This is a genomic window from Veillonella parvula, assembly GCF_024461875.1.
GTDB classification, from domain to species: domain Bacteria; phylum Bacillota; class Negativicutes; order Veillonellales; family Veillonellaceae; genus Veillonella; species Veillonella parvula_I.
The window spans coordinates 1-20071 of record NZ_JANGAL010000002.1; the positions used below are offsets into that span (position 1 = coordinate 1).

Sequence of the window (20071 nt, forward strand, 5' to 3'; positions counted from 1 at the left end):
ACTGACGATCTTCGCCGTGACAGGGCGACATGTTAACCGCTACACCACGGGGCCGCGTATCAACTCGCGTTGACTACTTGTACATAATATCATGGATTTAAGAGCAATGCAACTATTTTTTAAAAAAATATTATTACAAATCTATGAAAATAATTGATTATATTTGATAATCGTTATTTTATAGCTTTTATAAAAGTATCTCTATATTATATTACAGGAATCCAACCTTTATCGTCATAATTCGTCAGTTTTCGCAATAGTACAATTTTCTCTATAAGCTATAAGAGGTATACCCTTTACTAGAAATCATCCTATTCTTTACTCAATATGCTACAATATGTATATATTCAGTATGAAAATGCCTCTATAGAAACATGAAAGGATTCGCTATGAATAAGTTCAATTCAAAAGGTGTTATTGTCGCTCTTATCATAGCTATTATAGGAGCGATGGCCGCAGCATGGTACTTTTTATGGTATGTACCACATACACCAGCCTACACATTAAAAATCATTCACCAAGCAGTACAAGATAAAGATGCAGACGAAGCATTGCGCCACGTAGATATAAAATCCATTGTAAAAAACATTGTAGAACGAGAAGGCAATAAATATGTCGATACATCTACCCCACTTGGCAAAGCCACAATAGCAGCTACCAAAACATTTGGACCAGCTCTTATCGAAGACGTAATACGGACATATATCGAAGATCCTGACAGCTTTAAGTCTGAATCACCTACCAATAATACCACTACAGCAAATGATGATAATAAGTCTATGGTAGATCGTCTTGTAGAAGGTCGCCTATTTAAGGAACATGATGTAGAGGTTAAAAACCTAAAGTCAGAAGATAATGGTGATAAGGCTACTGTGACTGTAACAATACAAAATAATAAAAAGAATATGACAAAAGATATAAGAGTTTTGATGCGTCATTTAGGAGATGGAACATGGGTGATTTACGATATTCCTAATATTGAAGACCTATATACTATCACTAGAAAATAAATATCTTTGTCTTTTCTAACATTTTAAATTGCAGATCTTAGAAAACGTAAATAAGAGCTATGTCGTTTTTCTAGATGAGCAATTTACATTGTAAATCCAACAAAGGACAGTATCTACCGAAAGGTATATACTGTCCTTTTATTATCCTATAATCTTAACAATCGTAAGTTCTCATGTAAGACGAAATTATACATAACTTAATTAGCAAATATAACTAAATCCTTTAAAAATGGGATTTTATCTATCAAAATCTACAATAGCCAAGGTTACAGTCACTTGTGAGATAAGGCGTTGTGCATCATCTATCATATCAAAGCGCCACACATGGGATGTCTTACCTTTTACTAGTAAAGTTCCTAACGCTGTTAAGGATCCTTCACACTTTACAGGGCGTAGATGGTTAGCAGTTACAGATTGTCCTACACCAAATTTATGAGAACCTACCAGTTCATTACTCATCATACCTGCAATAATTTCTGCAAAAGCTAATGTAGCACCACCGTTTAAATAGCCTTGTGGTTGTTTGTGAAACTCAGTTAAATTCATTTTTGCAATACATGTAGTATCGCTCGTCATACGAGGTACATCGATTTGTAAGGATTCAATTAGATTCATAGTGTTCGTTTCTCCATACAATAAGTTTCTAGCCGGTCATCAAAAACTGTTACACCTAGTCCATCACCATCAGGGACCTGCATAACACCCTCATTAAAGGTTAAATCTGGGAAAATAAGATCTTGTTCAAAATATCGATTTGAATCGGACAAATCCCCTGCCATATAGGAATCTCCTAATGCGGCTAACTGAACATGAAGCATTTTAGAAACCCCTGATTCTACCATGCTACCAATCCAATATGGAATATGACGTTCTCTACATAGATTAATAGCTGCTTTTGTTGGAATAAGCCCCCCCATGCGCCCTACTTTTATATTAAGCACATCAATCAAACCATATTCGATAGCATAGGACAAATCATCATATCCTAAAATGGACTCATCCAAACAAATTGGCGTATAGATTTTCCAATCACCATGATTAAGACGCTCCCACTTCCAATCTTTATAAGATTGAAGGTTTGCCATCGCAAAGGGCTCTTCAATACAAGCTAGACCTAAATCATCATACTGACGGACCTTATCTATTTCTTGATATGAATAGCTTCGATTTGCATCAGCCGCTAAGACCAAATCCGGATAATGTTTGCGAACTAAAGCTACGCGTTCATAACCATCTATAGGATTTACCTTTAATTTAATCCGCTTACAACCATTTACTACATGATGCGCTACAACATCAAGTAATTGGTCTATTGGCACATCACCGACGACGATACCACTTTCAATTGTCTCTTGTAAAGGTTGATCCATAATGTAGGAAACAGAATTTACACCTATCCGTTCACAATGAAGATGAATAAGCGCATTTTCTAGAGCCGCAATAGCCATAGGCATATTGTCTCGATTGCGCCAAAATTGTAATTGTCGTACATAGGTCATCAGTGATTTAGGCCGCATCAAGCGCAAATTAAAGATATAATCGTCTACCATAGCTTTCCAACAGGTTTCTACGGTCTCAAATGTATAGAATGGCTCTGTGAAAGCTACGCATTCCCCATATCCTACATATCCTTGTTGATCTTCAATACGAACGACGATAGTCTCTCTTTCTTTCACCTCGCCCTTGGCAGTCTTAAAATTGAACTTCAGTGACAATTTAAGGCGATATGTAGTTATACTTTTAAAGTTTAAAATATCATTCATAGGCGCCTCAATTTTCAAATTTCAGTTTATTACGCAATATTTTGCCAGTTCCATTTCGAGGCAATGCGGTTAATACTTTTACATATTTCGGAATCTTATATTTTGCTAAAGAGTCTTTCATAAAGACTATAATATCCTCTGGTGGCAAACTTTTACCATCATGAAAGGCCACAAAGAGGGCTGGCACCTGTCCCCATTTAGTATCAGGTACAGGCACGACGGCACATTCCTTTACCGATGGCAACGTATAGACCAAATCCTCTAATTCCTTAGGATAAATATTTTCACCCCCAGAAATGATGAGATCCTTACGTCGATTCAAAATATAAACGAACCCCTCCTCATCGATGTAACCAATATCATCTGTATTAAAGTCTCCATCAATAGTTTCCTTATTGATATAACCAGTCATAACCATAGGGCCCGTCAAATGAATTTCGCCTACCCCATCTGTATCAGGATTATCGATACGAACCTGCATGCCAGGCAGGGGCTTACCTACAGATTCTCGTTTATGAGGATACTCCAATACAGAGAAGGTCACACTTTGACTAAAGGTTTCCGTCATGCCGTAGGTCTTATAGATAGGCAAAGATTTCTTTTCACAAGCTTCGATGAGCGCCATGGGAATGAATTCTCCACCGAGCAATATAACACGTAATGCATGGTGCGTAATATGTGGCTCTAATTGAGTCAAAATAGTGGGCACTAAGGACATCATATTGATTTGCTCAGATTCTATAAGTTTGAGAACTTGAGCTTCATCATATTTAGGCAAAATAGTGATAGCCGTCCCGTTATAAAGAGACCTCATCAAGATAGATAAACCACTCACATGAAACAGAGGCAGTACCATTAGCCAATTATCCTGCTCTGTTTTCCCTAGTACCTCATGGGATGCTTGTACATGAGCTTTAATCTGCCCCCATCGAAGCGGTACAGACTTAAATTGCCCCGTAGTAGCGCTCGTATTCATGATAGCAGCTATGTCTGTGTCCACAAATACCCAATCAAAGGAGTCCTCGACCGCTAAATCCGATAGAATATCTTCTAGAGCTTCAAACTCATTTGTAACAATTGAATTAGAGGCCTTCGAATCAACGAAATGAGATAATTGATTACGTCGTTCTTTACTATGTAATACGGTGGTAACACCTAGTTGATCCAATTGGTTTTCTATTTCCTTTGGCTTAAGATGTACATTAAGTAAAAGTACCTCTTTATGAACTAGCATAGCAGCCAACACATACATTGCCATGGTCACAGAGTTATCAGACAAGATAGCCACACGAGATGCGTCTAAAGGCACTAAATTACGAGCTACATGGAGTACACCACGGTATATATCGTTATAGGTATATTCATTTATACATTTACGATTAGGATAGTGCTGTGCACCATAACGTAACCACTCCATCATCTCACCTCGTATCTAAACCTAATCACTAATAAGTAATCACTAATTACCAATTACCAATAAATAGTAAATAGTAAATAATAAGTAATAACTAAAAAATAATAATTGAAATATGATAAATAAAGAGATATTACAAGAAAGGCGCCTCCTATAGAGGCGCACTTGTCGTTTTAACCGTTAATATAGTCCGTCATATAGGACTGTATCGACTCCCGATTAAGGGAATTTAGGGAATTGTTTGAAGTTAGGTTTCCGTTTTTCTTTGAACGCGTCACGACCTTCTTTCGCTTCATCAATTGTATAGTACATCAATGTAGCGTCCCCTGCGAATTGTTGTAAACCTGCAAGGCCATCTGTGTCGGCATTGAAAGCGCCTTTCAACATGCGCAAAGCCATTGGAGATAATTCAAGGATTTCGCTACACCATTGAACTGTTTCTTCTTCCAATTTGTCAAATGGTACCACAGTATTAACCATGCCCATTTCATACGCTTGAGCTGCTGTGTATTGACGGCACAAGAACCATACTTCGCGTGCGCGTTTGTGACCAATCATGCGAGCCAAATAACCTGCACCGTAACCAGCGTCGAAGGAACCTACACGAGGACCAGTTTGACCGAATTTAGCATTTTCAGAAGCGATTGTAAGGTCACATACGATGTGTAACACATGACCGCCACCGATAGCATAACCATTAACCATTGCAATAACAGGTTTAGGGATGACGCGAATTAAGCGTTGTAAATCGAGAACGTTCAAGCGAGGCACATTGTCTTCACCTACATAACCACCGTGACCACGTACGCTTTGGTCACCGCCGGAGCAGAATGCCTCTTTATCTTCGCCCTTACCGTGGTTAGCACCAGTCAATACGATTACGCCTACTTCGTTATCTTCACGAGCTACTGTGAAAGCATCAATTAGCTCCATTACCGTTTTAGGACGGAATGCGTTGCGCACTTCTGGCCGGTTAATAGTAATCTTTGCAATGCCATTATATGTTTCGTAAATTACATCTTCATAATTACGATCCAATACTTTCCAATCAAATTTGCTCATGGACTTAACCTTTCTTCTGTAAAAAATCTAACACCGCTTGTTCAAAAATTTGCGGTTTTTCTATATGTACATTATGCCCCGCCCCGTTGACGATGACATGATTAAAACTTGGCAACTTGCCAAATACGTCTCTTCCTATTGTAGTATATTTTGTATCTAATGCGCCACTCACATATAAACCTTTAACAGAGAATTTTTTTAATTTATCCCCTACATAAGACATTACGCCCTGCCCTGACCCACGCAACGTACAAGCTAATGCATATGGGCTATTATTGGAACGACGTAGATAGATTAATTCTTCTACCCCCTCTGAAAGCTGTTTTTGACTCTCAAAAATAGGTACTTCCGCCCATCGTGCAGCAAACCAAGCACCATCATGCTCTTCGATGTGAGCTGCTAAGTCTTCATCCGCCTTGCGGCGTGCTGCTCGCTCAGCGTCAGAAGCGATGCCTACCGAGCCACTTTCAAGAATAAGACCTTTGATTTCACGTTCATACTCCAACGCATAGGAAAGTGCAATACGAGCACCCATGGAATAGCCCATAAGGTAATAGCTTTCACCAACCATGTGATAGATAACTGTGTGCAAGTCCTCTATCATTTGAGGAATGGTATAGGCCTTATCCTCATCAGGAATATCTGAATCACCATGTCCGATCAAATCGATACGGACAACGCGATACCCCGGCAGATTAATAGCATCCCAAGTATAGCTCGATTCAGAGAAGCCGTGGAAACATACAATAGGTTCCCCTTCACCTACCACAGTCAAACCGTAGCGGTAGTCGCCCAAGTCAAAATACATACGCTGAGCTGGATTACACAAAGCATTATCTACAATACTGCAAAAATACTGACTCATAGTAATGCCTCCATATCAACTGAAACGTTTGTATATTTCCTATGTAACTGACGACTATATTCCCGGTCTGTTGGTATTTCAATAATATGAACGCCAGATTCCTCGCTAACTTTAGCTAATACAGGGACCAATTCATCAGGACTAGAGATTTTAGTGTACCCACAGCCATAGAGTTTAGCAGCCCCACTATAATCTAAACCTTGTGACGTAGAGAACAAATAATCAAAATATTTCGTTCCCTTTTGCGGTAAATATTCAAAAATACCGCCTCCATCGTTATTATGCAAAATAATCGTCAAATTGAGATTGTGCGTTTTAGCGACCGCTAAACCGTTTAGATCATGGAATAAAGACAAATCACCCATTACGAGATATGTAGGCTGATGATTCGTTGCAAGTCCAAGCGCAGTTGAAACGGTACCATCAATACCATTAACACCACGATTACCGTAAAGAACAGCATCTGACTCCCCAGAGAACCAGAAGTAATCAAAGTCGCGAATGGTCATACTATTCGCCACTAGCACTTGGCTATTGTCAGAAATATGCTGTTGCAACTCGCGTATCGTGCGTCCTTCAAAGCAACTTGGTTCTTCTATGGCTGTACTTAGTTGAGCTTTACCAGCTACGTCTAAACGTTGCCATCTATTAAGATATGCATTAGATTCGTTCTTTACAGCGAACAAATGCGTAAACATATCTATGCTTGCTTGCATGTGTATGGTGGTTTTCCCCATAGGGTTCATGGAGTCCATCGTGGGATTTACCTCAATATACTCCACATTATCCCAACTTGCCACCATTTGCTGTACCCGTTTCGATACAACGATTTGGCCAAACTGAATCACGCAATCTGGCTTTAGTACAGGCCATAGGTCTTTATCCGCTAAAAACGCATCATACGTAGAAATGACAACATCAGAGAAATGTTTTTTCTGAATCATATCTGTATCATTGTTACGATTGCTAGCAACTTCATGATTGTCATCAATAGTACCAGTCTTATGACAACGTCTTACATTGGACAATGGATCCGCCAAGATAGGAGCTTGTAAATTCTCCGCAAAGGAATGAATAGACTCAACTTCATCTACATCAATTTGTGGGCCAGCTAAAATAAGGACTCTCTTATACTGTGTAAGCAATAGATTAGAGTTATTAAAGTTATTAAAGTTATTAGTATTATTAGCACTATTATCAGTAGTATTTTTAGTATAACTTACATCACTTACGTCACTTACATTACTTGCATTACTTACATTACTTGTATTATTACTTCTATTCTGATAGCTAAACACATCACCGTAATTAGGTTTAAATACTTTGTAAGGGCTACGTCCCATTACAAAGTGCTTACGGTCCAGTTCAGGCACTAATGGCTCAAAGAGAGGTACATTGATATGCACGGGTCCTTTTTTAGTATCCATAGCTTTCATATACGCCTTGCGTGCTACTTGTCGTGGATATGTGTAGTAATGCTCATCTTGGGGCACCGCTAATTCTTCATAATAGTTTACAGCTGTACCAAAGATTTTTTGTTGATCTACTGTTTGTGGAGCCCCTGTATGTAGCAAGGTATAAGGTCTATCGGCAGACAATACGATAAGAGGTACCCCACTATATTGAGCCTCTAAAATAGCGGGCAAATAATGAGCCACTGCGGAACCGGATGTACAAACTAGCACAGTTGGTTCTTTATGAGCCTTTGCAATGCCAAGTGCCATAAAGCTAGCAGAGCGCTCATCTATATTCATATATGTTTCAAAGCCTTCATACTCCGTGAAAAGCATAGCCATCGTCGTAGAACGAGAACCAGGGCTAAACACAGCATGCCGGACGCCGAGTTGGTAAAACTCATCTACCAAGGCAGCAATATATTCGTTCATTATATTCCCTTTCAACAACTCCTAAGGGTTTGGAAATTTATCATAATGCATCCAAAATGGTGCGCATTTTATTATTAGTTTCTGCGTACTCTTCATCCGCATCAGAATCGGCTACGACGCCACATCCTGCATAGGCATAAAGAACATTATCCATAATGAGGGCAGATCGAATAGCAACGATGACAATGCCGTCCCCCATATCTTTCATAAAGCCAAAAGGTGCTGCATACATGCCGCGCTCATGAGTTTCGTACTTTTGTAACAATGTCAACGCCTTTTCTCGCGGTTCACCACCGAGAGCCGGTGTAGGATGGAGCAACTTTGCCCATTCCACGAGGGATTTTGTGCTATCCTTTGCAGTAATAATGGTGCGCAAATGATATAGATGCGCCAGCTCCATGATACCCGTTTCACCTATTATAACCTCCGGAGTAATAGATTTCATGATATCCACAATACGGTCACGGACGATATTATGTTCAAAGAGATTTTTCTTATCTGTTAACAGTTGTTCCTTAGTCCACGCATTTGGTCCATGTTTAGGCGCTGTCCCCGCCAAGGCATAGCTGAGAATTTCACTACCTCGATGGCGAACTAGAATCTCTGGCGATGCACCCACAAAGGTGCGTCCATCCTTTTCGTAACCAAAGATAAAGCAATTTGGATTATTATCTACTAAATTTGCTAAAATACTTGCCACATTGTATGGTGTTTCACTAGTAAACTGTACCTCTCGAGAAGAAACGACCTTCGTCATTTCACCACTACTAATACCATCAGCGATAGCGTTCATCAAACTATCCCAAGCCGCCTTATCATCACTGGTTTCCTTGTAGTTATGGCGAACTCGAGGCACCTCGAAATCCGTAATAGGGACGCTTTCACCAGCGTGCAAGTAGAAAGACTCCCCATTTTCTACGATGTAATAATGGGTGAAAGCAATCATTTCATGACCCATGCCAGCCCATTTAGGGTCCTTAGAGTTCTCAAAAAAAGTATCTCCATAAAACACGTAAGCGTAATTATGGCGATCTTCATCATCTTTGACCGTCGCCAAACGTTTAGCGCCTACAACGATGCGGTCACTTTGACGATCCACCCAAAATACGCGTTCTTCGTTTGGAAAATTCAGCCAAAAGGCTACCGGACTATTCAGTTCTAACGGTTCTTTATTATATATCATAGTTGTATATCGCTATTAAGAAATAAAATAGACTATAGTAAAAACACCTAACGTGTAGAAGATTTACTTCTACACGTCAGGCGTCATCAATAAGTTTCCAAATTTTTGAGATGAGCCTAACGCCATCACACGTCGATGGGCCCTCTTTATATCTAATTTATTATATCATAGGTAACAGTTAAAAGGTAGAAAATAAAACCTCTACACCGCATGCGTCGTGCATGAATGTAGAGGTTTTCATTATATTCAAAATGTTGTTACTTTATTTAAAAGCCTTAGCCCCAATATCTGTACGATATTGCATGCCTTCAAAGTCGATATGCTCTATACGTTCATAGGCTCTATCAAGTGCCGTTCTAAGGTCTTTGCCAAGTCCGACAACACCAAGCACACGACCGCCATTAGTGACATAATTTTCACCAACAAGCTTTGTACCAGAGTGGAATACAATGGTTGTGTCATATTGTTTAATATCCCCACTGATGACATCGCCCTTAGATGAAGTTTCAGGATAGCCCTTAGAAGCAAGGATAACGCAAGCCGCTGAGGAGTCTTTCCATTTCACCATATTAGAGGTTAATGTGCCCTTAGCACAGGCCATCATAATCTCACCTAAATCACTATCCAGTAGCGGCAATACAACTTGTATTTCAGGATCACCAAAGCGCGCATTGAATTCTACCACCTTAGGACCTTCGTCAGTAATCATAAGCCCCGCGTAAAGGCAGCCTACATACGGCATGCCTTCTTTTTCCATAGCCGCTACCATAGGTTCTAAGATGGTTTTCATCGCTGCGTCCCGCAATGCATCTGTAAGAACGGGGGCCGGTGCATAGGTCCCCATGCCACCTGTATTAGGCCCTTTATCACCATCAAAGATGCGTTTATGATCTTGAGAGGCAATCATAGGAACTACGGTCTTGCCATCTACAAAGGCTAATAAACTAGCCTCTTCGCCTTCCATAAACTCTTCGATAACAACGGTGCTGCCTGCATCACCGAATCGATTACCACTGAGCATATCTTCTACGGCTACATTCGCTTCATCGATGGTCATGGCTACTACAACACCCTTCCCTGCTGCCAAGCCGTCAGCTTTAACAACGATAGGAGCTCCTGTTTGAGCAATAAAAGCTTTCGCTTCATCTACCTTGTGGAATACACCATACGCAGCAGTGGGAATATTGTATTTTTTCATGAGGTCTTTAGCAAATACCTTTGAGCCCTCTAGTTGAGCGGCTGCTTTAGATGGACCAAAAACTGGAATCCCCGCCTTATTAAGTACATCTGCTAAGCCCGCTACTAAAGGAGCCTCAGGCCCAACAACACCTAAATCAACTTGATTATCTTTCAAAAAGCTAATTAAATGATCGCTTTGTTGCCAATCGATGCCAACTAGCTCTGCACAATCTGACATAGCCGCGCTACCAGGAATAGCATATACCTTTGTTACGCTAGGGCTGATGGACAATCGCCACGCCAATGCATGTTCACGGCCGCCGCTACCGATTACACATACTTTCATAAGTCCTCCATCGGCGCCTAAACGCCATCAAATCCATAATAATATAAACACATAACGGGCTTACTCCAAACATCAATAATTGTTGTGACCGTTCAATAGATATTTTGCCCTAATCGTGTTTAACAATCCGCTAAAAATTCTTAACTAGTTAATGTTTAAAGTGACGAATGTTTGTAAATACCATAGCGATGCCCGCTTCGTCAGCCGCTTTGATAGACTCTTCGTCGCGAATAGAGCCACCTGGTTGAATAATAGCTGCAATGCCATGCTTTGCCGCTGTTTCTACGGTATCTCCAAATGGGAAGAATGCATCGGATGCTAATACAGCGCCTTTAGCGGCTTCCCCGGCTTGTTCAAGAGCAATTTTTGCAGAACCTACGCGATTCATTTGACCGGCCCCAACTCCAAGAGTACGCTTTTCATTAGAAATCAAAATCGCATTGGATTTTACATGTTTTACGAGTTTCCATGCAAATTCAAGAGCTTTCCATTGTTCCTCTGTCGGTTGTACCTTCGTAACAACTTTATAATTAACGCGGTCTTCTAGGATATCGTCTTCTGTTTGCACTAATAAACCACCAGACACCTTTTTCACTGTCACTTGGCCAGATTCCGGCTTAGATAGTTCAATGAGGCGAATATTCTTCTTAGCTTCAAGGATTTCTAATGCCTCTTTTGTGAAAGCAGGTGCCATAATAACTTCTAAGAAAATTTTGCTCATTTCCTCCGCTGTACTTGCATCTACGTCACGGTTTAAGGCTACGATGCCACCAAAGGCGGATACGGAATCAGCTTCGTAAGCATTTACATAGGCATCATGTAATGTAGCTGCAGTAGCGGCACCACATGGGTTCGTATGCTTAATAATACATGCAGCTGGCCCAGTAAACTCCCATACCATATTCCATGCCGCTTCCATGTCTACAATATTGTTATAGGAAAGCTCTTTGCCATGTAATTGTTTCAAGGCCCCCATGCCATGAGCTGTACCAATTTCTTTGTAGAATGCGGCTTGTTGATGCGGATTTTCCCCATATCTAAGATCTGTTACCTTCTCATAAGCACTCAAATATTCTGGAGGTATAGGGCCTTCATTCAAGATTCTACTCATATAATTAGCGATGGCCACATCGTAAGTCGCTGTATGAGCAAAGGCTTCTTTGGCAAGTCCAAAGCGATATTCTTTAGTCAATTCACCTTGATCCTTGAGCATCGTAATGATTTCATCGTAATGATTTGGATTTACTACGATGCCCACAAAGGCATGATTCTTTGCTGCAGAACGAACCATCGTAGGACCACCAATATCGATATTTTCGATGGCCTCTTCTAAGGATACATTAGGTTTTGCAATGGTTTCGCGGAACGGGTAAAGATTGACTACAACAAGGTCGATTGGTTCAATACCATGTTCTGCCATAGCTTGTTGATGCTCCGCATTATCACGGATCGCCAAAATACCACCATGCACCTTAGGATGTAATGTCTTTACGCGGCCATCCATCATTTCAGGAAAATCAGTCAAAGACTCTACCGATTTTGCCGGAATACCTGCTTCAGTTATGACTTTAAGGGTCCCACCTGTGGAATAAATGGTTACCCCTAAATCAACTAAACCTTTCGCAAAGTCTACAATACCTGTTTTATCAGAAACACTAAGTAATGCATTTTTAATCATCTAACGTCTTCCTTTGCTTACACATCAATCTTCAATATATACAACACGACCTTTTATAGTGAGCTTATCCTCACAAAATAGTCGTAACGCCTCTTTATATGTTTTATGTTCAATAGGCAATAATCTACCACTCAGGGTATCCTCTGTATCCTCAGGTAATAAAGGAACCGTATTCTGCATAATGATAGGCCCTGTATCCATTCCGGCATCAACAAAGTGTACCGTACAACCAGTTACCTTTACTCCCGCATCAATAGCTTGTTGATGTCCATGAAGACCTGGAAACGATGGTAGCAAAGCAGGATGAATATTTAATATCTTATGCTCATATCGTTCAATAAGTTGAGTTCCTACAATGCGCATATACCCTGCCAAAACGATACCATCTACCTTATAGGGCTCTAACGCATCTAACTGGGCTTGTTCAAAGCTAGCTTTAGAATCATAGTCGCTACGCTCGATGACAATGAGTGGAATATTCCAAGATTTAGAACGTTCAACGATACCTGCATCACCGTGATCTGTAATGATAACTACGAATTTACCATTAATATACCCTTCTTGCATGGCTTCATAGAGGGCTTCCCCATTGGAGCCTCTGCCGCTTGCAAATAGAGCTAGACGCTTTTTAGCTACGGAACTAGTCATTAAATACCGCCCCTTTTACAACAACTGGACCTTCACCGCTAACGATATGACCAATTTCATAAACAGCTTCATTACGACTTTCAAGATTTGCCTTTACTCGATCCACATCCGCAGCATCCACTATGAGAATCATGCCGATACCCATGTTAAAAGTACGGTACATTTCATGCCAATCTACATTGCCCCATTCTTGTAATTTTTCGAATACAGGAAGGCGAGGCCATGTATCACAATCGACCTCTGCCGTTACTCCCGCAGGTAAAACGCGAGGAATATTTTCATAGAAGCCCCCGCCCGTAATATGAACCATACCTTTAATTAGATTTTCTTTAATCAAAGGCAAAACGGCCTTAGGGTATAAGCGCGTTGGTGTTAATAATTCTTCTCCCAGTGTTTTGCCGAATTCAGGAATATTTTGATCAATGGAAAACCCTTTATGATCGAATACGATTTTACGAACTAAAGAGAAACCATTAGAATGAACCCCAGAAGATGGTAACCCAAGAATAACGTCTCCTGCCTTGATACTTTCACCAGTAATCAATTTAGGACGATCTACGATACCAACGGCAAAACCAGCTACATCATAATCCTCATCATCGTAGAAACCTGCCATCTCAGCAGTTTCACCGCCTAGTAAAGCGCAGCCTGATTCTTCGCACGCCTCAGCTACACCACGTACGATATCCGCCACTTTTACAGGCTCTAGTTTGCCAACCGCAATATAATCAAGGAAGAATAAAGGTGTAGCACCTTGTACAAGGATATCATTAACACTCATAGCTACACAGTCTTGACCGATAGTATCATGTTTATCCATCATGATAGCGAGACGTAATTTGGTGCCCACCCCATCTGTACCAGATACGAGCATAGGGTCCGACATAGAATGACCAGCTAAGGAATAGAGTCCCCCAAAACCACCTAAATCACCAACAACACCCGGTGTATAAGTGCGTTTAACAGATTCTTTCATCAATTCTACGGCACGGTTGCCTGCATCAATATCAACGCCTGCATCGCGATAGGTTAAACTAGTTTTATTCGAGCACATATTTGACCCCTTCCTCTTGGTCCGCAGGAACCGCTACACTATAATCACCATTAAAACATGCAAAACATAAATCATTTGACTTTACATCGGATATAGCGCGACATAAACCTTCACGAGACAAGTAATGTAATCTATCAGCCTTTATGAAATCTCTAATTTCATCCACTGTATGAGTAGCTGCTATAAGCTCTTTACGCACCGATGTATCGATGCCATAGTGACAGGAGTATTCAATGGTCGGAGAGCTAACACACATGTATATCTCTTTAGCACCCGCCTCTTTTAGCATTTTTACAATGATACCACTCGTAGTACCGCGCACGATAGAGTCATCGATGAGAACGATACGCTTTCCCCCAACGACATGAGGCAATGCATTTAGCTTCATACGAACAGCTAGTTCTCGTTCCTCTTGATTTGGTTTAATAAAGGTACGACCGCTATAACGGTTCTTAACTAACCCTTCCGCAAAAGGAATCCCCGATGCACGAGCATAACCTAATGCAGCCGTTGTACCGGAATCGGGAATGGACATGACGATATCCGCATCATACTTAGTTTCGTTATATAATTCGCGGCCCATATTGAGACGAGATTGATATACGGATTGACCATCGATATGACTATCGCCGCGTGCAAAATAGATGTATTCAAAGACGCATAGCTTTTTATCGATTTTTTCTGGTTCCGCATAGATTGTGCTACGCACACCAGAATCATCGATGATAACCATTTCACCAGGATCTATATGGCGAATAAACTCTGCCTTAATCGCATCAAAAGCACAGCTTTCACTAGAAAGCACATAACCGTTTTCCGTTTTACCTAAGCAAAGTGGTCTAAAGCCTTGAGGGTCACGTACACCTACTAAGGAGTCGTTCGTAGTAATGACTAGAGAGAAAGCCCCTTCAATTTGACGTGCCGCATCGGCAATTCGTTCCGCTTGTGTTTCTGCTTTAGAGCGGGCAATCAGGTTTACAATAACCTCAGAGTCCATCGTCGTTTGAAAGATTGAACCATCGGCTTCAAGGCGTTTTCGAATAGATAAGGCATTCGTTAGATTACCATTGTGAGCCACCGCAATTTGACCACCTTGGTAGTGAATAACCAAAGGCTGAATATTGCGCGGATTATTAGACCCTGTCGTAGAATACCGCACATGGCCAGTCCCCATATAGCTTGGCAATGCTGGTAATTCTTTAATAGCCTCAGTCAACAAGCCCATGCCTTTTTTCAGTTCTACATCGTGCCCATCAGTAACAGCAATGCCCGCACTTTCTTGACCACGATGTTGGAGTGCAAATAGCCCCCAATATACATAGCGTGCTACATCAACGGTTCTATCATAGACACCAAACACACCACACTCTTCATGCCATTTATCAAAAACAGGATCGTAGTTCATCTTCCCCCCTATTAGGCACGCTCGCCAGTAAGACGGAATAACATTTCCTTATACGCTTCTTCAATATTACCAAGATCTCGACGGAAACGGTCTTTGTCGAGTTTTTCACCAGTTGTAGCATCCCAGAAACGACATGTATCAGGAGAGATTTCATCACCTAATAATACCTCACCTTTATGAGTGCCAAATTCTAATTTAAAATCTACAAGGGTTACATTTTTAGTAGCCAAGAATTTTTTTAAAATATCGTTTACCTTTAAAGTAATAGTAGAGATTACGTCAAGTTGCTCTTGAGTGGCCCAACCAAGTGCAGTAATTTGTGATTCGTTGGCAAACGGATCGCCTAATTCATCATTTTTGTAGCAGAATTCAAGGATTGGATGTTTAAGTGGTGTACCTTCTTCAATGCCAAAGCGTTTAGCCATAGAGCCAGCCGCAATATTACGAACAATAACTTCAAGAGGAACTATTTTCAATGCAAGTACTGTTTGGTTGCGATCATCTTCACGACGAACAAAATGAGTTGGTACGCCTTCTTTTTTCAACAATTCAAAGAAGAAAGAGGAAATTTTATTGTTCAAAACACCTTTTCCAAGAATGGTATCATGTTTCTCGCCATTAAATGCAGTGGCATCATCTTTGTAATGAACGATGTACTCATCTTTGTTATCTGTTGCATATACTTGTTTTGCTTTGCCTTCGTATAATAATGTTAATTTTTCCAAATCGATGTTAGCCATGATCTTTCTCCTTTATCATAAATTAATGATACAAACTAATTAATGATACAAACTATGTAATAGATATCTAAATAAACTGTTTTTCTTAACCAATATTTAATCGCCGATGATTTACATGATTAAATATGAATAGCACCTTGTAATTCTGCATTGTCTGCTAAGACTTTTTCAGCCATATCTTTACGATATTGTTGATATTGTTCTTTCAGGTCTTTATTGAAAGCTGCTCCAATTTGTACTGCAAAGAGCGCTGCATTTTTAGCACCATCTACAGCCATAGTTGCTACAGGCATACCAGATGGCATTTGAACGATAGCAAGCAAAGAATCAATGCCTTTTAGAGCCGTTGCATTAAGAGGAATGCCGATAACAGGTAATGTAGTGAAGCTCGCCACCACACCAGGTAAATGAGCCGCCGCGCCAGCACCAGCAATAAAAGCGATAGCCCCTTCATCTTCAAGTCGTGTGACAAAGTTCTTCACAGCCTCTGGGGTACGATGAGCTGAGGCAATAACCATTTCATAAGGGATTTTGAATTCATCAAGTACGGCAGATGCCTTTTTCATTGTGTCTAGGTCAGACTTGCTGCCCATGATAATACCGACCTTCATAGATCCTCCTAATAAAAAAGCCCAGCCAAAACAGACTGGGACAAATACGCGCAAATAGCCTCCGTAGACTTGCTTTGAGTTTGTTGATTTGCATAGTTCACGGTGCTACCTCCTTCTTGTACTCAAATTGTAACACCTAACATTTACAAAATCAATACTATTTTCGAATATTTTTTTATTAAATATTTTTATCATTCGTTATATTCCGAACTATTATAAAAATATAGATTGCATCATATAAAATAATTTTAAATAAATCTGTAAAATAAAATACTGCCTTTTCAATCTTATAATAACACAAATTTACTCTATCGATTAAAATATTTATATGTTTTTTCTTATCCATACAAAAAGAGGATAACCCATTTATAAACAGGTTATCCTCTTTTCATAATTCCGAACATTAGATCACTTAACTTGTATCTATTATTGATTAGTGAGTACCACTTTCAAAGGCAGCTTTCAATTCACCTACAGATTCAGGAATATAATCTACGATAGAAGACATCAACGCATACATCAATGCAGGCTCGAACGCATCATCACCACACATATATACGCAATCCAAGTATAGGCTAGAATCTTGTTCATCAATATATAGTTTGTAATTTTTATATGTCGCATTGTCTCGATTAATTAATGCATTCAAGGCATTCATATTTTGTGCCGTTACCTTTTCAGGACCTAACACTAAACGAACTACACTATAAATACTGTTATCGAGAATGACGAATAAAGGCATATCCCATAAAGGAGACTTGATATAAGAACGATATACTACTGTACCGTCTTCATCATCAAAATCCTTCCGTTCAAAAGATATGATTTCTTCTTCTTTCAAAAACTTATCAAATAATAAGGATTTAGGATTCATAACAACCTCTATTAAGCTAAGCCAGCTACTTTAAGAATATCTTTATGTACAGTATCTAAATGCGGTTGAATAACTTCAAGCATAAGATTCACTACTACAGTAGGGTCAAATTGTTCATTCAAACATGGTATAGACACATCCATATAAATGTTATTATCTTCATTGCTCACGTAATATTTAGATATCTTGTAATCTTGATTTAACGTGTTAAGTTCTTTCAATACCGCAGGAATCACTTTTTTATCAATAGATGTTGTTGTGATAGCGATGCGTACATAGGTGAACGCAGAATCGTCTACAACGATGAACACAGGCAAGCTATGCTCATGAACATCCAAACGACCATGATATACAACTGTATTAAGATCGTCTGTCATTTCTTCCTTTGTAAACCAAGTGTTACCGCCTTTGTTAAGGTCAGCAACAAGTAAGTCGAATTTTTCTGCTTTTTTATTCATAATTCCCTCTAACAATAATCAGACAAATTAGTCTTCGATAAACACACACCCATTATCTTTGAATTCTTTAATGCGAACTAAAGACTCTACACGGTAGCCCGCATTTTCCAAGCGTTCACGACCAGGTTGGAAGGACTTTTCAATAGCAATCGCCATGCCTACTACTTCATCACCTGCGTCTTGAACCAACTTAGCAAGGCCCATAGCCGCCTCACCAGACGCCAAGAAATCGTCGATAATCAACACTTTTTCACCAGCTGGCAAGAATTTTTTAGAAATAGTGATATCATAATTCTCTTCTTTTGTATAAGAGTACACAACACTATGATATACATCATCTACCATAAGGATAGATTTTTTCTTACGCGCAAATACCAATGGTACGTCTAGTTCAAGCGCGGCCATCAACGCCAACGCAATACCAGATGCTTCGATGGTAACAATACGTTGTACACCTGCATCACGGTAACGATCCGCGATTTCTTTACCAATCGCCTTAAACAATTGTGGATCGATTTGATGGTTTAAGAACCCATCTACTTTCAGCACTCGATTATTGAGGACAATCCCCTCTTCACGAATGCGTTCTTTTAATAATTCCATGTGCTCATACCTCCGCATAACTATCTTTAAATTTTAACGTAAACAACCCCTTAGGGTCAACCTATATCTAGTAAAAGTCTTATAATATAACCCATAAATATCATTGCAAATAAGACTTAAATATTTCATATATGAATTATATAACTCAACTGCTTTATAGGAATATAATATAGCACGGTAAAACTCACACTAATATATAAAAAGACACACTTTAAGAAAGTTTCCTAAAGTATGTCTTTAAACATGTCTTTTTCTTATAAAACTTTATCTCGAGTACTTTCACGATTAACTAGTAAGGACGTAAATCTTGCAGCCCCTTCAGATTGAGGAACCAAACGTGAACGCACAAGCACAATGTCGCGTGTTGGTACCGGAATATCTGTATCGATGCGCACAATAGTCCCTTCTTGCATTTTTTGTTGTACCACATGATTAGGCAACATGGAAATACCCATATTGATTTCTACAAGATCTAGTAATACATCGACGCTACCCAATTCAAAGCGAGGCTTACGACAAGCACCATGTGTTACATCGTCAAAGAATGTACGACTAGCAGAGCCTTTATGCAAGAGTAAAATAGGCTCGTTAAGAAGGCGCCCTTGATCAAAGAATCCTGCCCCTTTATAGTCAGGGCCCCCAACAAAGACGTCTTGAATGGTAGCTAACGTAGTTACCTCTAGCTGAGGATTATCTCTCAAGCCCTCATAATCATTAACCACAGCTAATTGCGCCTCTTTATTGAGTACTAATTCTACACAATCAGGAGACGGACGATTAATGATATGTAAGCCAATTTCACTTTCTTGTAATTGCCATTTGTGGAAATAAGGCAATAAGAAATGGCGACACAAAGTATCTGTGGCAGCCAAATTTAAACTTTCATAAGCTTGGCTAACCCGTTCTTGTAATTGGGTAACACCATTATCAAGAATAGAGAAAGCTTTAGCTACCGTATCAAACAATTCTTTACCTTCTGGCGTGAACCCTACAGATTTTGTAGTACGCACGAAGAGAGGCATATTAAGTTCTCCTTCTAATTGTTTGATACTTTGACTGATGGCGGATTGGGACACCCCTAATTCTTTTGCGGCACGGGAAAAAGATAAATATAAGCCTACCCCTAGAAAGGTTCTATATAAATCTGCAGATACTGCCATTTTATTCACCTCTGTTATATACTAATAGTAACGTCTTACTTTTAAATACACATATCATTACCCTATTATAACTATAGACTCTCAATATATAATGAATATGTAGAAATCTTCATGAAAGTTAGGTCTTATGAC

The 20071-nt window shown here is 39.8% G+C and carries 19 protein-coding genes; 1 reads left to right on the plus strand and 18 read right to left on the minus strand.

Features of this window, described 5'->3' with window-relative positions; translation table 11 throughout:
* Positions 1-389 precede the first annotated feature (389 nt).
* Positions 390-1010, plus strand: a complete 621-nt coding sequence (locus NE668_RS04225) for a DUF2939 domain-containing protein (RefSeq protein WP_227037801.1) — start codon at positions 390-392, stop codon at positions 1008-1010.
* 237 nt (positions 1011-1247) lie between these two features.
* Here the strand turns inward: NE668_RS04225 and NE668_RS04230 are convergent, their stop codons facing one another.
* The 18 genes from NE668_RS04230 to NE668_RS04315 form a co-directional block, all read right to left on the minus strand.
* Positions 1248-1625 (minus strand): PaaI family thioesterase, encoded by a 378-nt coding sequence (locus NE668_RS04230; protein WP_227037799.1) that lies wholly within the window; start codon positions 1623-1625, stop codon positions 1248-1250.
* Positions 1622-2773: an o-succinylbenzoate synthase gene (menC, locus tag NE668_RS04235; protein ID WP_227037797.1), complete on the minus strand. Its 1152-nt coding sequence runs from the start codon at positions 2771-2773 to the stop codon at positions 1622-1624. The genes NE668_RS04230 and menC overlap by 4 nt, the downstream gene beginning before the upstream one ends.
* Positions 2774-2780: 7 nt before the next feature.
* Positions 2781-4193 carry an o-succinylbenzoate--CoA ligase gene (gene menE / locus NE668_RS04240; protein ID WP_227037795.1) on the minus strand — a complete coding sequence of 471 codons (1413 nt, stop codon included), beginning with the start codon at positions 4191-4193 and terminating at the stop codon, positions 2781-2783.
* A 213-nt stretch (positions 4194-4406) separates the two neighbouring features.
* Positions 4407-5249 carry a 1,4-dihydroxy-2-naphthoyl-CoA synthase gene (gene menB / locus NE668_RS04245; RefSeq protein ID WP_004693709.1) on the minus strand — a complete coding sequence of 281 codons (843 nt, stop codon included), beginning with the start codon at positions 5247-5249 and terminating at the stop codon, positions 4407-4409.
* A gap of 4 nt (positions 5250-5253) precedes the next feature.
* Positions 5254-6114 carry a 2-succinyl-6-hydroxy-2,4-cyclohexadiene-1-carboxylate synthase gene (gene menH, locus NE668_RS04250; protein ID WP_227037793.1) on the minus strand — a complete coding sequence of 287 codons (861 nt, stop codon included), beginning with the start codon at positions 6112-6114 and terminating at the stop codon, positions 5254-5256.
* On the minus strand, positions 6111-8000 hold the full coding sequence (gene menD / locus NE668_RS04255) for a 2-succinyl-5-enolpyruvyl-6-hydroxy-3-cyclohexene-1-carboxylic-acid synthase (RefSeq protein WP_227037792.1): 1890 nt from the start codon (positions 7998-8000) through the stop codon (positions 6111-6113). The genes menH and menD overlap by 4 nt, the downstream gene beginning before the upstream one ends.
* 40 nt (positions 8001-8040) lie before the next feature.
* The gene (locus NE668_RS04260) at positions 8041-9183 is read right to left on the minus strand and encodes an isochorismate synthase (RefSeq protein ID WP_008602808.1); all 1143 of its coding nucleotides are present in this window, start codon (positions 9181-9183) and stop codon (positions 8041-8043) included.
* 262 nt (positions 9184-9445) lie between these two features.
* Positions 9446-10708, minus strand: coding sequence for a phosphoribosylamine--glycine ligase (purD, locus tag NE668_RS04265; protein ID WP_227037790.1), 1263 nt, complete (start codon positions 10706-10708; stop codon positions 9446-9448).
* 148 nt (positions 10709-10856) lie between these two features.
* Complete coding sequence (gene purH / locus NE668_RS04270; RefSeq protein WP_227037788.1) at positions 10857-12386, minus strand: bifunctional phosphoribosylaminoimidazolecarboxamide formyltransferase/IMP cyclohydrolase; 1530 nt, start codon at positions 12384-12386, stop codon at positions 10857-10859.
* Between the two features lie 24 nt (positions 12387-12410).
* The gene (gene purN / locus NE668_RS04275) at positions 12411-13034 is read right to left on the minus strand and encodes a phosphoribosylglycinamide formyltransferase (protein ID WP_227037785.1); all 624 of its coding nucleotides are present in this window, start codon (positions 13032-13034) and stop codon (positions 12411-12413) included.
* Positions 13027-14088 (minus strand): phosphoribosylformylglycinamidine cyclo-ligase, encoded by a 1062-nt coding sequence (gene purM / locus NE668_RS04280; protein WP_227037784.1) that lies wholly within the window; start codon positions 14086-14088, stop codon positions 13027-13029. The genes purN and purM overlap by 8 nt, the downstream gene beginning before the upstream one ends.
* On the minus strand, positions 14075-15493 hold the full coding sequence (gene purF, locus NE668_RS04285) for an amidophosphoribosyltransferase (protein WP_227037783.1): 1419 nt from the start codon (positions 15491-15493) through the stop codon (positions 14075-14077). Before purF ends, purM begins: the two co-directional genes overlap by 14 nt.
* Positions 15494-15504: 11 nt before the next feature.
* Positions 15505-16233: a phosphoribosylaminoimidazolesuccinocarboxamide synthase gene (purC, locus tag NE668_RS04290; RefSeq protein WP_305144282.1), complete on the minus strand. Its 729-nt coding sequence runs from the start codon at positions 16231-16233 to the stop codon at positions 15505-15507.
* 119 nt (positions 16234-16352) lie between these two features.
* The gene (gene purE / locus NE668_RS04295; protein WP_004697975.1) at positions 16353-16844 is read right to left on the minus strand and encodes a 5-(carboxyamino)imidazole ribonucleotide mutase; all 492 of its coding nucleotides are present in this window, start codon (positions 16842-16844) and stop codon (positions 16353-16355) included.
* 433 nt (positions 16845-17277) lie between these two features.
* The gene (locus tag NE668_RS04300) at positions 17278-17718 is read right to left on the minus strand and encodes a hypothetical protein (RefSeq protein WP_004693734.1); all 441 of its coding nucleotides are present in this window, start codon (positions 17716-17718) and stop codon (positions 17278-17280) included.
* 11 nt (positions 17719-17729) lie between these two features.
* Positions 17730-18176, minus strand: a complete 447-nt coding sequence (locus NE668_RS04305; protein ID WP_004693736.1) for a hypothetical protein — start codon at positions 18174-18176, stop codon at positions 17730-17732.
* A gap of 27 nt (positions 18177-18203) precedes the next feature.
* Complete coding sequence (locus NE668_RS04310; RefSeq protein ID WP_004693737.1) at positions 18204-18779, minus strand: xanthine phosphoribosyltransferase; 576 nt, start codon at positions 18777-18779, stop codon at positions 18204-18206.
* Between the two features lie 254 nt (positions 18780-19033).
* Complete coding sequence (locus tag NE668_RS04315) at positions 19034-19939, minus strand: LysR family transcriptional regulator (protein WP_004693739.1); 906 nt, start codon at positions 19937-19939, stop codon at positions 19034-19036.
* Between the last annotated feature and the right edge of the window lie 132 nt (positions 19940-20071).

Coding starts and splice junctions, on each gene's coding strand:
- NE668_RS04225 (WP_227037801.1), top strand. CDS start 390: ATGAATAAGTTCAATTCAAAAGGTGTTATTGTCGCTCTTATCATAGCT.
- NE668_RS04230 (WP_227037799.1), bottom strand. CDS start 1,625: ATGAATCTAATTGAATCCTTACAAATCGATGTACCTCGTATGACGAGC.
- menC (WP_227037797.1), bottom strand. CDS start 2,773: ATGAATGATATTTTAAACTTTAAAAGTATAACTACATATCGCCTTAAA.
- menE (WP_227037795.1), bottom strand. CDS start 4,193: ATGATGGAGTGGTTACGTTATGGTGCACAGCACTATCCTAATCGTAAA.
- menB (WP_004693709.1), bottom strand. CDS start 5,249: ATGAGCAAATTTGATTGGAAAGTATTGGATCGTAATTATGAAGATGTA.
- menH (WP_227037793.1), bottom strand. CDS start 6,114: ATGAGTCAGTATTTTTGCAGTATTGTAGATAATGCTTTGTGTAATCCA.
- menD (WP_227037792.1), bottom strand. CDS start 8,000: ATGAACGAATATATTGCTGCCTTGGTAGATGAGTTTTACCAACTCGGC.
- NE668_RS04260 (WP_008602808.1), bottom strand. CDS start 9,183: ATGATATATAATAAAGAACCGTTAGAACTGAATAGTCCGGTAGCCTTT.
- purD (WP_227037790.1), bottom strand. CDS start 10,708: ATGAAAGTATGTGTAATCGGTAGCGGCGGCCGTGAACATGCATTGGCG.
- purH (WP_227037788.1), bottom strand. CDS start 12,386: ATGATTAAAAATGCATTACTTAGTGTTTCTGATAAAACAGGTATTGTA.
- purN (WP_227037785.1), bottom strand. CDS start 13,034: ATGACTAGTTCCGTAGCTAAAAAGCGTCTAGCTCTATTTGCAAGCGGC.
- purM (WP_227037784.1), bottom strand. CDS start 14,088: ATGTGCTCGAATAAAACTAGTTTAACCTATCGCGATGCAGGCGTTGAT.
- purF (WP_227037783.1), bottom strand. CDS start 15,493: ATGAACTACGATCCTGTTTTTGATAAATGGCATGAAGAGTGTGGTGTG.
- purC (WP_305144282.1), bottom strand. CDS start 16,233: ATGGCTAACATCGATTTGGAAAAATTAACATTATTATACGAAGGCAAA.
- purE (WP_004697975.1), bottom strand. CDS start 16,844: ATGAAGGTCGGTATTATCATGGGCAGCAAGTCTGACCTAGACACAATG.
- NE668_RS04300 (WP_004693734.1), bottom strand. CDS start 17,718: ATGAATCCTAAATCCTTATTATTTGATAAGTTTTTGAAAGAAGAAGAA.
- NE668_RS04305 (WP_004693736.1), bottom strand. CDS start 18,176: ATGAATAAAAAAGCAGAAAAATTCGACTTACTTGTTGCTGACCTTAAC.
- NE668_RS04310 (WP_004693737.1), bottom strand. CDS start 18,779: ATGGAATTATTAAAAGAACGCATTCGTGAAGAGGGGATTGTCCTCAAT.
- NE668_RS04315 (WP_004693739.1), bottom strand. CDS start 19,939: ATGGCAGTATCTGCAGATTTATATAGAACCTTTCTAGGGGTAGGCTTA.